General features: G+C 72.3%; 12 protein-coding genes and 1 riboswitch. Of the genes, 7 read left to right on the top strand and 5 right to left on the bottom strand.

Annotated elements, in window-relative coordinates; genetic code table 11:
* Positions 1-6: 6 nt before the first annotated feature.
* From ACZ79I_RS18205 to ACZ79I_RS18195, 3 genes are all read right to left on the bottom strand, one after another.
* Positions 7-936 carry a 1-phosphofructokinase family hexose kinase gene (locus ACZ79I_RS18205; protein WP_471498569.1) on the bottom strand — a complete coding sequence of 310 codons (930 nt, stop codon included), beginning with the start codon at positions 934-936 and terminating at the stop codon, positions 7-9.
* A gap of 176 nt (positions 937-1,112) precedes the next feature.
* Positions 1,113-2,255, bottom strand: coding sequence for an N-acetylglucosamine-6-phosphate deacetylase (gene nagA, locus ACZ79I_RS18200; RefSeq protein WP_471498568.1), 1,143 nt, complete (start codon positions 2,253-2,255; stop codon positions 1,113-1,115).
* Positions 2,255-3,265 (bottom strand): ROK family protein, encoded by a 1,011-nt coding sequence (locus ACZ79I_RS18195; protein WP_471498567.1) that lies wholly within the window; start codon positions 3,263-3,265, stop codon positions 2,255-2,257. Before ACZ79I_RS18195 ends, nagA begins: the two co-directional genes overlap by 1 nt.
* Positions 3,266-3,395: 130 nt before the next feature.
* Here ACZ79I_RS18195 and ACZ79I_RS18190 point away from each other — a divergent pair, with 130 nt between their 5' ends.
* Both ACZ79I_RS18190 and otsB read left to right on the top strand, forming a co-directional pair.
* Positions 3,396-3,623, top strand: a complete 228-nt coding sequence (locus ACZ79I_RS18190) for a DUF3263 domain-containing protein (protein ID WP_471498566.1) — start codon at positions 3,396-3,398, stop codon at positions 3,621-3,623.
* Between the two features lie 67 nt (positions 3,624-3,690).
* Positions 3,691-4,548, top strand: a complete 858-nt coding sequence (gene otsB / locus ACZ79I_RS18185; protein ID WP_471498565.1) for a trehalose-phosphatase — start codon at positions 3,691-3,693, stop codon at positions 4,546-4,548.
* 91 nt (positions 4,549-4,639) lie between these two features.
* Here the strand turns inward: otsB and ACZ79I_RS18180 are convergent, their stop codons facing one another.
* Both ACZ79I_RS18180 and ACZ79I_RS18175 read right to left on the bottom strand, forming a co-directional pair.
* The gene (locus tag ACZ79I_RS18180; protein WP_471498564.1) at positions 4,640-6,082 is read right to left on the bottom strand and encodes an alpha,alpha-trehalose-phosphate synthase (UDP-forming); all 1,443 of its coding nucleotides are present in this window, start codon (positions 6,080-6,082) and stop codon (positions 4,640-4,642) included.
* Between the two features lie 124 nt (positions 6,083-6,206).
* Entirely contained in the window at positions 6,207-7,178 is a 972-nt protein-coding gene (locus tag ACZ79I_RS18175; protein ID WP_471498563.1) for a glucosyl-3-phosphoglycerate synthase, read from the bottom strand.
* Between the two features lie 220 nt (positions 7,179-7,398).
* Positions 7,399-7,541, top strand: a riboswitch (SAM riboswitch).
* An 18-nt stretch (positions 7,542-7,559) separates the two neighbouring features.
* Here ACZ79I_RS18175 and thrC point away from each other — a divergent pair.
* From thrC to ACZ79I_RS18150, 5 genes are all read left to right on the top strand, one after another.
* Complete coding sequence (gene thrC, locus ACZ79I_RS18170; protein WP_471498562.1) at positions 7,560-8,840, top strand: threonine synthase; 1,281 nt, start codon at positions 7,560-7,562, stop codon at positions 8,838-8,840.
* Between the two features lie 61 nt (positions 8,841-8,901).
* Positions 8,902-9,177, top strand: a complete 276-nt coding sequence (locus ACZ79I_RS18165; RefSeq protein WP_381084555.1) for a MoaD/ThiS family protein — start codon at positions 8,902-8,904, stop codon at positions 9,175-9,177.
* Between the two features lie 449 nt (positions 9,178-9,626).
* Complete coding sequence (locus ACZ79I_RS18160; protein WP_003986833.1) at positions 9,627-9,830, top strand: cold-shock protein; 204 nt, start codon at positions 9,627-9,629, stop codon at positions 9,828-9,830.
* 521 nt (positions 9,831-10,351) lie between these two features.
* Positions 10,352-11,974, top strand: a complete 1,623-nt coding sequence (gene groL / locus ACZ79I_RS18155; RefSeq protein ID WP_471498561.1) for a chaperonin GroEL — start codon at positions 10,352-10,354, stop codon at positions 11,972-11,974.
* 200 nt (positions 11,975-12,174) lie between these two features.
* Positions 12,175-13,299 (top strand): NADH:flavin oxidoreductase, encoded by a 1,125-nt coding sequence (locus tag ACZ79I_RS18150; RefSeq protein WP_471498560.1) that lies wholly within the window; start codon positions 12,175-12,177, stop codon positions 13,297-13,299.
* Positions 13,300-13,451: the final 152 nt, after the last annotated feature.

Raw genomic sequence — 13,451 nt, 5'->3', positions numbered from 1 at the left:
CACCGGCTACGCGGCCGTCGCCCCGCGGGTCACCGTCACCTGGTCCACCAGCTCCTCATAGGTCCGGCGGTCGAACTCTCCCGCCACGGGCGCCACGACGGTCGCCGCGGACAGGGCGACCGCCCGGGCCAGACGTCCCGGCCACGGCAGCCGCTCCACCAGGCCCGACAGCAGACCCGCGACCGCCGAGTCGCCCGCGCCCGTCGGATTGCCCTGGACCCGGCGCGGCGGCACGGCCCGCCAGCGGTCCTCCGCGTCCACGGCGAGCAGGCCCTCCGCGCCCAGTGACGCGACCACCGTGTGCGCCCCGCGCCGGCGGGCGTCCCGGGTGGCCTGCAACGGCTCGTGGGAGCCGGTGAGTTCGGCCAGCTCGTCGGCGTTCGGCTTGACGATGTCCGGGCGTGCGGCCACCCCGCGGCGCAGCGGCTCGCCGCTCGTGTCCAGCAGGACGGGTACGCCCGCGGCCCGGGCGGTCCGCACCAGCCGGGCGTACGCGCCCACCGGTACCCCCGGCGGCAGGCTGCCGCACAGGGCCACCGCGGAGGCGGAGCCCACCAGGTCCTCGTACCCCGCGAGGAACGCCGACCACTCGGCGGGAGCGATCGCCGGACCCGGCTCGTTGAGCTGGGTGGTGTCACCGGTCGTCTCGTCGACCACCGCGATGGTGCGCCGGGTGGCGCCGCCGATGGTGACGAGCGCGTCCTGGACGCCGGGCGTGCCGGCGAGCTGGTCCCGCAGGGAGCGGCCCGTCGCACCGCCCGCGAAGCCCGCGGCGGTCACCGTGTGGCCGAGGGCGGCGAGCACCCGGGCCACGTTCAGGCCCTTGCCGCCGGGCCGTTCGGTCACATCGGTCACCCGGTGCGAGGTGTGCGGCCGCAGTGCGCGTACGCGGTAGGTGATGTCGAGAGCGGTGTTCAGTGTGACCGTCAGGATCACCTGGAGGGCCTCCCTCGAAGTCGTCGCGGCGCCTTCCGTGCGACCTGCGCCGGTCGCGTACGCCCCGTCCCGGAATGCTTCGGCCGACGGTGTGTGCGGCGGCTCGATCATGCCAAACGAGGCGGCGGTCGGCCCAGTCCCCCGGGTCGACCGCCGTACGCCAACGAGTGGATGAATCATCCCAGTTGGGGATCGACCACCCAGGCGCCGCGGCGCATCACGCCCTTGAGGCGGAAACCGGCGTCCAGCAGCACCAGGTCGGCGTCCTTGCCGGGCTCCAGGGAGCCCACGCGGTCGTAGAGGCCCAGCAGCCTGGCCGGGTTGGCCGAGATGGCCGCGACGACGTCCTCCACCGGCAGCCCGTCGACCGTGACCGCCCGCTGGAACGCGCGGTCCAGGGTGAGTGTCGATCCCGCGATGGAACCGCCCTCCACCAGCCGCGCCACCCCCTCGCTGACCTCCACCTCCAGCGGGCCGAGCACATACCGACCGTCGCCGAAACCGGCCGCGTCCATCGCGTCCGTGATGAACGCCACCCGCCCCGCCCCCGCGTGACGGAACGCCAGCCGGAGGGAGGCCGGGTGCAGATGCGTGCCGTCGTCGATCAGCTCGACGGTGATCCGCTCGTCCTCCAGAAGCGCGGCGACGGGGCCCGGCGCGCGGTGGCCGAGCTGCGGCATCGCGTTGAAGAGATGCGTCGCCACGGTGGCGCCCGCGTCGATCGCCGCCACGGTCTGCTCGTACGTCGCGTCCGTGTGCCCGATCGCCGCGATCACGCCGTGCTCGGCGAGCAGCCGCACGGACTCGATGCCGCCGGGCAGTTCGGTGGCGAGGGTGACCATCTTCGCCTGGCCGCGTGCCGCGTCGATCAGCTTGCGGACCTCCGCCGGGTCCGGGTCGCGCAGCAGCGCCTCGGAGTGCGCGCCCTTGCGGCAGGGCGAGATGAACGGTCCCTCGAAGTGGACGCCGGCGATGTCGCCCTGCTCGGCGAGCTCCGACAGCAGCCCGGCCTGCCGGGTGAGGAAGTCCGGGTCGGCGGTGACGGTCGAGGCGACGACGGTGGTGGTGCCGTGCAGCCGGTGGGTGCGGACGGCCGTCAGCACCTCCTCGGCGGTGCCGTGGAAGGAGGCGCCGCCGCCCCCGTGGTTGTGCATGTCGACGAAGCCGGGGACCAGCCAGTGCCCGCGTACGTCGATGGTCTCCGCGTCCCGCGGGGCCGTGCCCGCGATCCGCGTGCCGTCGACGATGACGCGGCCGTCGGTCACGGTCCCGGTGGGAAGTACCACCCGGGCACCGGCGAGAACCTTGCTAGGGGGCATCAGGCGGTTACCTCCGAACGGTCAGTGGTGTGTAGGAGATCCCAGGCGAGGAGCCCAGCGCCCAGGCATCCGGCGGAGTCCCCCAGCGCCGCGGGGACGATCGAGGGGAGCTGCTGGAAGGTGACCCGCCGCCGGACGGCGTCCCGCAGCGGTGCGAACAGCACTTCCCCCGCCTCGGCCAGCCCGCCGCCGATGATGAGCGTGCCGGGGTCCAGCAGGGTGATCGCGGTGACCAGCCCGTCGGCGAGCGCGTCCACGGCCTCCCGCCAGATACGGACGGCGTTCGGGTCACCGGACGCGACGGCCTTCGCGCAGGCCGCGGCGTCCGCCCCCGGGTCCCCGCACGCCTCGGCCCATGCCTCGCTGACAGCGGCGGCCGACGCGTAACGCTCCAGGCAGCCGCGCTGGCCGCACGGGCAGGGGGTCCCGCCGGGCCGTACGACGATATGGCCGATCTCCCCCGCGAAGCCGTGGGCGCCGGCCTCCACCCGGCCGCCCATGCCGATGGCGCCCGCGATGCCGGTGCCGAGGGGCACGAACAGGAAACGGTCCGCTCCCCTGCCCGCGCCGATCCGGCCCTCGGCGAGCCCGCCGGTGCGCACATCGTGCCCGAGCGCGACGGGAACGCCGCCGAGCCGGCGGCCGAGCAGGTCGCGCAGGGGCACGTCGCGCCAGCCGAGGTTGGCCGAGTAGCGGGCGATGCCGCGGTCGGCGTCGACGATGCCGGGGACGGCGACGCCGACCGCGGACGCGGGTTCGCCGAGGTGCCGCTCGCCGTGGGCCCGCAGCTCGGCGGCGAAGGAGAGGATCGACTCCACCACGGCGTCCGGCCCGCGCTCGCGCCCGGTCGCCCGGCGCGCCCGGTGCAGCACGGGCAGGCCGGGTGCCTGACGTGGCGGCCGCCGGTCCGGGCCGCTCCCGGAAGGCCCGGACGGCGCCGCGTCCCCGGCCCCGACCAGGGCGGCCTTCATCCCGGTGCCGCCCACGTCGAGGGCGATGACATGTCTCACGAAGGACAGTGTGGCGCCTGAACCCTGAAGAGGTCTAGTCCACTCGCGGGGCGGGGGTCTGCCACCGGTGCCGTCCGGGGCCGACACCGCGGACTCGTCGGCCAGCCGAGGCGCCGGATACCGTTCCCCCATGGACGACCTCACCGCCCGCGAAAAGGCCATCCTCGCCATGGAGGGGCGCGGCTTCCCCGGGGCGGGTGCCAAGGAGCGCGCCGTGCGCGAGCAGCTGGGACTCGCCCCGATCCGCTACTACCAGCTGCTCAACGCCCTCCTCGACGACCCCCGTGCCCTCGCCCACGACCCGGTCACCGTCAACCGCCTCCGCCGCGTCCGCGACTCCCGCCGCGCCGAGCGCTGACGGACCGCGACCGGGGTGCGCCCCCGGGCCATGCGTGAGCCCGGCCCCCCGCGGATAGGGTCGTGTCATGGGCAGCCACGCGGACTCCTTGCCGACCCCCACGACACCGGCCGGACGTGACGGTCTCGACGCCATCCTCGCCCGGCCCGACCGGGCCGTCCTCGCCTTCGACTTCGACGGGACGCTCGCCCCGATCGTCCCCGACCCCGACCGGGCCCGCGCCCACCCCGACGCGGTCCCCGCCCTCGCCGCCGTCGCCCCCCGGGTCGCCTCCGTCGCGGTCGTCACCGGCCGCCCCGCCGACGTCGCCGTCCGCTACGGCGGCTTCGCCGGGGTTCCCGGGCTCGAACGCCTCGTCGTCCTCGGCCACTACGGCGCCGAACGCTGGGACGCCCGCACCGGCACCGTCACCGCCCCCGCCCCGCACCCCGGCATCGCCGCGGTCCGCGCCGAGCTCCCCGGCGTCCTCGCCGGCTCCGGCGCCGGGAGCGGCGCGTACGTCGAGGAGAAGGGGTTCGCCGTCGCCGTCCACACCCGCCGCGCCGAGGACCCGCAGGCAGCCTTCGAGGCCCTGCGCGAACCCCTCGCCGGCCTCGCCACCCGCCACGGCCTGGTCGTGGAACCGGGACGGCTCGTCCTGGAGCTGCGCCCGCCGGGCATGGACAAGGGCAAGGCGCTGCTGGAGTGGACCCGCGCGACGGGCGCCGAGGCCGTCCTGTACGCGGGTGACGACCTCGGGGACCTCCCCGCCTTCGCCGCCGTCGACAAGCTGCGCTCCGACGGTGTCCACGGCCTGCTGGTGTGCAGCGGCAGCGACGAGGTCACGGAACTGGCCGCCCGCGCGGACCTGGTGGTCGACGGCCCGGCAGGAGTCGTACGGCTCCTGAGATCACTGGACCACCGACTGGCCGAAGCACCCCGGTAACGAGCCGAGCGCCCTGGCGGGGGCGCAGCGGTCCCGCCCCGGGCCGGGGCGCAGCGGTCCGCCCCCGGCCGGCGGCCGCAAGCGGCCCCTCTCACCCGTCCAGCGCGGCCAGCTGGTCCAGGAACCACCGGGCCGGGGGGAGCGCCGTGGCCTGCGCGGCCAGCCGCTTCGTCCGCTCGGCGCGCTCGTCCGCCGGCATCGACAGGGCCTCGTGCAGCGCCGCCGCCGTGCCCCGGATGTCGTACGGGTTCACCGTCACCGCGTCCTCGGCCAGCTCCTCGTACGCACCCGCCTCCCGCGACAGCACCAGCGCGCAGCCCTCGTCGGAGACCACCGGGACCTCCTTGGCGACCAGGTTCATACCGTCCCGGATCGGGTTCACCAGGGCCACGTCCGCCAGCCGGTACGCGGCCAGCGAGCGCGCGAAGTCGTCCTTCACATGCAGTTCCACCGGGGTCCAGCCGGGCGTCCCGTAACGCGAGTTGATCTCCTGGGCGACGCGCTGGACCTCCGCCGTGTACTCCCGGTAGACGGCCAGGTCCTGGCGGGAGGGGTAGGCGAAGGCGACGTGGACGACGCGCCCGCGCCACTCGGGACGCGACCGGAGCAGCTCCTCGTAGGCCAGCAGCCCCCGCACGATGTTCTTCGACAGCTCCGTGCGGTCCACCCGCACGATCGCCTTGCGGGCGCTGCCGTCGGGCGCCGTGCCGATCTGCTCCCGCAGCGTGCGCATCCGGTCGTCCACGTCCGGCTCGTGCGCCCGCCTGCGCAGGAAGTCCCCGTCCGCGCCCAGTCCGTGGACGCCGATGCGGGTGCCCGAGGGGATGCCGGGGCCGAGGACCGCGTGGCAGCAGTCCGTGAACGCGTCCGCCCACCGCCGGGTGAGGAACGCCGCCCGGTCCGCGCCCAGGATCCCGCCGAGGACCTGCGCCGCGATGTCGTCGGGCAGCAGCCGGAAGTAGTCGGGCGGCGCCCACGGCGTGTGCGAGAAGTGGCCGATCCTGAGGTCGGGACGCAGTTCGCGCAGCATCCGGGGGGCCAGGCTGAGGTGGTAGTCCTGGATGAGGACCGCCGCCTCCTGGGCCGCCTCCTGGGCCAGCGCCCGGGCGAACGCGCGGTTGTACGCCTCGTACGACGCCCAGCGCCGCCGGAATTCCGCGTCGAAGACCGGTTCCAGCGGCGTCTGGTAGAGCATGTGGTGCACGAACCACAGCACCGAGTTCGCGATGCCGTTGTACGCGTCCGCGTGCACCTGCGGGGCGATGTCGAGCATCCGCACCCGCTGCCCGCCCGTGTCCGACGGATCGAGCGCGCCGCCCGTACGGCGTACGGCCTCGCGGTCGCCGTCGTTCAGCGCCGCGCACACCCACACCGCGTCCGCCTCCGGGCCGATCGCCGACAGGCCCGACACCAGCCCGCCCCCGCCGCGCCGGGCCGTGAGCGTCCCGGTCTCGTCCAGTGCGTAGGAGACCGGGCCGCGGTTGGACGCGACGAGGACGCGAGCGTGATGCGAAGCCACATGCGTGGAAGCCATGCCTCGAAACCTAGCCCGAGCCGAAAACGCTCAAACGTGCGGTTCGGCCGTATGCGGAACCGTATACAACGGCCGAAACCGGCGCCGGGGCGCGGCGCCGGCCCGCGCCCCCGGAGGGACACGGTCACGCGGCCTTGCGTTCCGCGTACTCCTCGACCTCGGCCATCGGCGGACGCTCCTCCGTGTCCACGCGGTACGTACGCGGCTCGAAGCCGTCCGCGCCCCGCTCGAACTGGGTGAGGGACGGGCGGATCAGATGGCCGCGGGCCAGCCGCAGCTGCGCGGTGCGGTAGATCGCGGCGGCCATGCGGCCAAGCGCCTGGCCGTCCTGGTGGCGGTGGATGCGCACGCCCACGTCGACCTGGGCCAGCGCGTCCAGGCCCACCAGATGCAGGGCGTCGACCAGCATGCCCAGCTCCACCCCGTAGCCGACCGGGAACGGGAGTCGCTCCAGCAGGGAGCGGCGGGCCGCGTACTCGCCGCCGAGCGGCTGGACGAAACCGGCCAGCTGCGGCCAGTGCATGTTCAGCAACGGGCGCGCCATCAGCTCCGTGACGCGCCCGCCCTGGCCCGCGGCGGCCGTGCCGGAGGAGCCCTCGCCGGGCAGCGTCAGCGGCCGGTCGTACATCGCCTTCACGAGGTCCACGCCCGGCTCGGTGAGCAGCGGGCCCACGATCCCGGAGACGAAGTCCGACGAGAACTCCTTCAGGTCCGCGTCGACGAAGCAGACGATGTCCCCGCCGGTCACGAGGAGGGAGCGCCACAGCACCTCCCCCTTGCCGGGCACCGCCGGGATGCGCGGCAGGATGGCGTCGCGGTGCACCACCCTCGCCCCGGCCGCCGCGGCGACCTCGGAGGTGCGGTCCGTGGAGCCGGAGTCGACCACGACGATCTCGTCGACGAGCGGAGCCTGCTGCACGAGGTCGTGGCGGATGACGGAGACGATCTCGCCGACCGTCCCCTCCTCGTTGAGTGCGGGCAGCACCACGCTGACCGTGGAGCCCGAGGCGCGTTTCGCGGCCAGGATCTGGTGGAGCGGACGGTCGGTCACGGACCAGGAGCGGGTGCTCAGCCAGCGCTCGACTTCTTCCAGCACAGTCTGCGGCTCCTCACGTTCGGCGGACGACGGTACGTTCGGTGGACGGCGGTCGTCAAAGGGGATCGGCGGATCTTCGAATGGGTCTCGGTGTGTGATCCGTCTCGCGGTTCGGACGACTATCTCAACTCTGCTGGCCTTCGGTTACAGTCTTGAACAACGCCGGTGACCATCGCATGTCGGGGCCGCCGCTGCCGATACCAGTGAAACAACCGCATACAGCTCATCCAGAGGGGCAGAGGGACACGGCCCGATGAAGCCCCGGCAACCCTCCAGCCGGCACTCGTCATCACAGCGAGGCTCCCGGCTAGGGAAGGTGCCAAATCCGTCTCACGGCGAGATGCGTCGTGAGGAAGATGAGGAGAAAGGGCCTCGCCTCACATGGCTGCGCAGACAGTTGCAAACACCACGAACTCCGTGAATCTCGGTCCCGCCGCGGCCCTGTCCTGCCGTGAGTGCGGCCACCGCGTGCCGCTCGGCCCGGTCTTCGCCTGCGAGGAGTGTTTCGGCCCGCTGGAGATCGCCTACGACTTCTCGGACTACGACACCGAGGAGCTGCGCAAGCGGATCGAGGCGGGCCCCGCGAACATCTGGCGCTACGCGCCGCTGCTGCCGGTCCCGGCGGACGTCGCCGAGAAGCCGAACCTCAACCCGGGCTGGACCAAGCTCGTCAAGGCCGACAACCTGGCGCGCGAGCTGGGCGTGACCGGTGGGCTCTATGTGAAGGACGACTCCGGCAACCCGACGCACTCCTTCAAGGACCGGGTGGTCGCCCAGGCGCTGGAGGCGGCGCGGGCCTTCGGCTTCACCACCCTCTCCTGCTCCTCCACCGGCAACCTCGCGGGCGCGGTCGGCGCCGCGGCGGCCCGTGCCGGACTGCGTTCCTGCGTCTTCATCCCGCACGACCTGGAGCAGGGCAAGATCGTCATGGCCGCGGTGTACGGCGGCGACCTCGTCGGCATCGAGGGCAACTACGACGACGTGAACCGCTTCTGCTCCGAGCTGATCGGCGACCCGGCCGGCGAGGGCTGGGGCTTCGTCAACGTCAACCTCCGGCCGTACTACGCGGAGGGGTCCAAGACCCTGGCGTACGAGATCGCCGAGCAGCTGGGCTGGCGGCTGCCGGACCAGATCGTGGTCCCGATCGCCTCCGGCTCGCAGCTCACGAAGATCGACAAGGGCCTGCAGGAGCTGATCAGGCTCGGGCTCGTCGAGGACCGGCCGTACAAGATCTTCGGCGCGCAGGCCGAGGGCTGCTCGCCGGTGTCGGTCGCCTTCAAGGCGGGCCACGACGTCGTCCGGCCGCAGAAGCCGGACACCATCGCCAAGTCGCTGGCGATCGGCAACCCGGCGGACGGCCCGTACGTCCTCGACATCGCGCGCCGCACGGGCGGCGCGGTGGAGGACGTGAACGACGAGCAGATCGTCGACGCGATCAAGCTGCTCGCCCGCACCGAGGGCATCTTCGCGGAGACGGCCGGCGGCGTGACCGTCGGCGTCACGCGCAAGCTCATCGAGAACGGCGTCCTCGACCCGGCGCAGTCGACGGTCGTCCTCAACACGGGTGACGGCCTCAAGACCCTCGACGCGGTGGCCGGCACGGGTCTGAGCGCTACCATCCGCCCCACCCTCGACTCGTTCCGCGAGGCCGGCCTCGCCTGACCTCCTGCCCGCCCCATCCCCTGCCAGCCGTACTCCGTACTCCGACCGGAGGTCGAACCCCATGAGCGTCACCGTCCGCATCCCCACCATCCTGCGCACCTACACCGGCGGCCGGGCCGAGGTGCCCGCCGAGGGCGCGAACCTCGCCGAGGTCATCGCCGACCTGGAGAAGAACCACACCGGTATCGCGGCCCGTGTCCTGGACGACCAGGGCAAGCTGCGCCGCTTCGTCAACGTGTACGTGAACGACGACGACGTCCGCTTCGAGCAGGGCCTGGAGACGGCGACGCCGGACGGTGCGGGCGTCTCCATCATCCCGGCGGTCGCGGGCGGCTGACGGTCACTCGGCGGAGTGTTCGTTACCCTCGGTAAGGGTGAACACCGAGAGTTCATCGAATTGCCCTCTCCGTGAGAGAAACGGAGGGGGCAATTCTCCATGGTTGAGCAGGGTACAGTTGGGGAACGCGCTCCCGGTTTCCCCGCCGGGGCCCATGAGTTCCTGCCGTGCATCCGGCAAGAAGTAGCCAAAGTGTGCAGTGCTTTTGCGCCATTCGCTCCTTTTGTCGGGCCCGACTTGCCCTGAAGTCGGGCGAATTCTTCGTACATTCCCGACCGGTCATGCCCGGAATTCTCGTCCGATTGACCTGTTGCAGACGGCAGTTGGACAGATACATTCAGCCGCGGTCGACGCGTTCCGGCGCACGCCCCCAACCGTTGGGGGGTGAGGTCTGACCCGGATCCGCGAAGTGTGGATCTGTGCAAGGGCCAGTAATAGGGGAGTTAGGCATGGCTCAGGGCACCGTCAAGTGGTTCAACGCGGAGAAGGGGTACGGCTTCATCGCGGTCGACGGTGGTGCGGATGTATTCGTCCACTACAGCGCCATCCAGATGGACGGCTACCGCACCCTGGAAGAGGGCCAGCGGGTCGAGTTCGAGATCTCGCAGGGGCAGAAGGGTCCGCAGGCCGACATGGTCCGCGTGGCCGGCTGAAGTACGCGCCGACGACTGAACTGATCGACGTGTCGAGGGGCCCGTATCCCACCCGGGATACGGGCCCCTCGGTCCACGCGGCCCCGAATGCCGCCCGGAATCGCACAAGTCCCCGCCGCTCGTGCCCACCACCTGACCCGTCCCCTCACAGGACGGGCCTGACGCCTGCGCCCTGACGCCCGGCCACCACCCCCCAACGAGCCCGCTTCGCGGGCGCGCCTTGCGCCCACCCGTCTCCCGGCCACCACCCCCCAACGAGCCCGCTTCGCGGGCGCGCCTTGCGCCCACCCGTCTCCCGGCCACCACCCCCCAACGAGCCCGCTTCGCGGGCGCGCCTTGCACTCGGGGGGGTCGAGTGCTAATCATTGGCGTTAGCACTCTGAAGGTGAGAGTGACAATGATGGACCGGGTCGGTGAGGCCACGGACCGGGTGGGGCAAGGAACCACCGGCCGGGGCCGTCCGTCGCGGGCGCGGGCGCGGTCCGAAGTAATCACCCCCAGTCCTGGGAGGACCACTTCACATGGCCAAGATCATCGCGTTCGACGAGGAGGCGCGGCGCGGCCTCGAGCGCGGCATGAACCAGCTCGCGGACGCCGTCAAGGTGACCCTCGGCCCCAAGGGCCGCAACGTCGTCCTCGAGAAGAAGTGGGGCGCCCCCACGATCACCAACGACGGTGTCTCCATCGCCAAGGAGATCGAGCTCGAGGACCCGTACGAGAAGATCGGCGCCGAGCTGGTCAAGGAAGTCGCCAAGAAGACGGACGACGTCGCCGGTGACGGTACGACCACCGCGACCGTGCTCGCCCAGGCGCTGGTCCGCGAGGGCCTGCGCAACGTGGCCGCCGGCGCCAACCCGATGGCCCTCAAGCGCGGTATCGAGAAGGCCGTCGAGGCCGTCTCCGCCGCCCTGCTGGAGCAGGCGAAGGACGTCGAGACCAAGGAGCAGATCGCCTCCACGGCCTCCATCTCCGCCGCCGACACCCAGATCGGCGAGCTGATCGCCGAGGCCATGGACAAGGTCGGCAAGGAAGGCGTCATCACCGTCGAGGAGTCGCAGACCTTCGGTCTGGAGCTCGAGCTCACCGAGGGCATGCGCTTCGACAAGGGCTACATCTCGGCGTACTTCGCCACCGACATGGAGCGTATGGAGGCCGTCCTCGACGACCCGTACATCCTGATCGCCAACTCCAAGATCTCCAGCGTCAAGGACCTGCTCCCGCTCCTGGAGAAGGTCATGCAGTCGGGCAAGCCGCTGCTGATCATCGCCGAGGACGTCGAGGGCGAGGCCCTGTCGACCCTGGTCGTCAACAAGATCCGCGGCACCTTCAAGTCCGTCGCGGTCAAGGCCCCGGGCTTCGGCGACCGCCGCAAGGCCATGCTCGGCGACATCGCCATCCTCACGGGCGGCGAGGTCATCTCCGAGGAGGTCGGCCTCAAGCTGGAGAACGCGACCCTGGACCTCCTGGGCCGCGCCCGCAAGGTCGTCATCACCAAGGACGAGACCACCATCGTCGACGGTGCCGGCGCGGCCGAGCAGGTCGCGGGCCGCGTGAACCAGATCCGCGCCGAGATCGAGAACAGCGACTCCGACTACGACCGCGAGAAGCTGCAGGAGCGCCTGGCGAAGCTGGCCGGCGGCGTGGCCGTCATCAAGGCCGGTGCCGCCACCGAGGTGGAGCTCAAGGAGCGCAAGCACCGCATCGAGGACGCCGTCCGCAACGCGAAGGCGGCCGTCGAGGAGGGCATCGTCGCCGGTGGTGGCGTGGCCCTGATCCAGGCGTCCTCGGTCTTCGAGAAGCTGGAGCTGACGGGCGACGAGGCCACCGGTGCCGCCGCCGTCAAGCTGGCACTCGAGGCCCCGCTGAAGCAGATCGCCGTCAACGCCGGCCTGGAGGGCGGCGTCGTGGTGGAGAAGGTGCGCAACCTGACCCCGGGCCACGGCCTGAACGCCGCGACCGGCGAGTACGTCGACCTGGTCAAGGAAGGCATCATCGACCCGGCGAAGGTGACCCGTTCCGCGCTGCAGAACGCCGCCTCCATCGCCGCGCTGTTCCTGACCACCGAGGCCGTCATCGCCGACAAGCCGGAGAAGGCCGCCGCGCCCGCCGGCGGCGGCATGCCGGGCGGTGACATGGACTTCTGAGCCTGAAACCAGGCTCGGACCCGGTCCGTTCCACCGAGGGCGGCACTCCCTGGAAGCAGGGGGTGCCGCCCTCGGCCGTATCCGGGATCACACCGAAGCGCGGGACCGATACGGAATGCCGTGGTCCGCGGAGCGGTTGGAGCGCATGAGCATGCGTATGCATGCGCCCGGCGCATCAGCACCTCGGCAAGGAGCCTCCCGTGTCCGTCTCCGCCTCCCCGTCCCGCGCGGCCGAGATCCTCTCGCGGCCCATCGCGCTCAACGGCCTGACCGTCCCCAACCGCATCGTGATGGCGCCCATGACCCGTCAGTTCTCGCCGGGTGGCGTTCCGGGCGAGGACGTGGCCGCGTACTACGCGCGCCGCGCGGCCGCCGGCGTGGGCCTGATCGTCACCGAGGGCACGTACGTGAACCACGGGTCGGCCGGTCAGAGCGACCGCGTTCCGCGGTTCCACGGCGAGGAGCAGCTGGCCGGCTGGGCGAAGGTCGCCGAGGCCGTGCACACCGCCGGCGGCATGATCGTGCCGCAGCTGTGGCATGTCGGCATGACCCGCAAGGCCGGCGCCCCGCCCGTCCCCGACGCGCCGGCCGTCGGTCCGTCCGGCCTCCGCCTCGACGGCACCGAGGGCACGGGCAGGGCCATGACGCCGCAGGACGTGGACGACGTGATCGCGGCCTTCGCCGAGGCGGCCGCCGCGGCGGAGCGGATCGGCTTCGACGGTGTGGAACTGCACGGCGCGCACGGCTATCTGATCGACCAGTTCCTGTGGGCGGGCACGAACCGCCGCACGGACGGGTACGGCGGCGACGTCGTGGCCCGTACGAGGTTCGCCACCGAGATCGTGGCGGCCGTGCGCGCGGCGGTCTCGCCGTCCTTCCCGGTGATCTTCCGCTTCTCGCAGTGGAAGCAGGAGGTCTACGACGTCCGGATCGCCGACACCCCCGAGGAACTGGAGGCGATCCTCACCCCGCTCTCCGCGGCCGGAGTGGACGTCTTCCACGCCTCCACGCGCCGCCACTGGCTCCCGGAGTTCGACGGCTTTGACCTCAACCTGGCGGGCTGGGCCAAGAAGCTCACGGGCAAGCCGGTCATCACGGTCGGCTCGGTGGGCCTGGACGGCGACTTCCTGCACGCGTTCCGCGGCGAGGGCGCGCCGCTCAAGGGCATCGACGGCATGCTGGACCGCCTGGAGGCGGGGGAGTTCGACATGGTCGCCGTCGGCCGCGCCCTGCTCCAGGACCCCCAGTGGGCCCAGAAGGTCCTTGAGGGCCGCTTCGACGAACTGAAGCCGTACGACGCGGCGTCGCTGAAGACGCTGAACTGAACCCTCGCCCCGGTCCCCGACCGCCGACCGCCGATCACCGATCGCCGGTCTCCGGGGGCGGCGCCCCGCCTGGACCCGCGGGCAGGGTGCCACCCCGGGGCGGGGCGATGGGCGTCAGCCCGTCGGGGAGGGCGCCCCTGGGATTCCGCCGG

The sequence above is a fragment of the Streptomyces sp. PSU-S4-23 genome (assembly GCF_055632315.1).
Note: the sequence above shows the minus strand (reverse complement) of the source record. Positions and strands in the feature narration are given on the sequence as shown.

Bases quoted from the DNA above. Each gene is read 5' to 3' on its own strand.
- nagA (WP_471498568.1), bottom strand. From the start codon at position 2,255: ATGCCCCCTAGCAAGGTTCTCGCCGGTGCCCGGGTGGTACTTCCCACC.
- ACZ79I_RS18190 (WP_471498566.1), top strand. From the start codon at position 3,396: ATGGACGACCTCACCGCCCGCGAAAAGGCCATCCTCGCCATGGAGGGG.
- otsB (WP_471498565.1), top strand. From the start codon at position 3,691: ATGGGCAGCCACGCGGACTCCTTGCCGACCCCCACGACACCGGCCGGA.
- ACZ79I_RS18180 (WP_471498564.1), bottom strand. From the start codon at position 6,082: ATGGCTTCCACGCATGTGGCTTCGCATCACGCTCGCGTCCTCGTCGCG.
- thrC (WP_471498562.1), top strand. From the start codon at position 7,560: ATGGCTGCGCAGACAGTTGCAAACACCACGAACTCCGTGAATCTCGGT.
- ACZ79I_RS18165 (WP_381084555.1), top strand. From the start codon at position 8,902: ATGAGCGTCACCGTCCGCATCCCCACCATCCTGCGCACCTACACCGGC.
- ACZ79I_RS18160 (WP_003986833.1), top strand. From the start codon at position 9,627: ATGGCTCAGGGCACCGTCAAGTGGTTCAACGCGGAGAAGGGGTACGGC.
- groL (WP_471498561.1), top strand. From the start codon at position 10,352: ATGGCCAAGATCATCGCGTTCGACGAGGAGGCGCGGCGCGGCCTCGAG.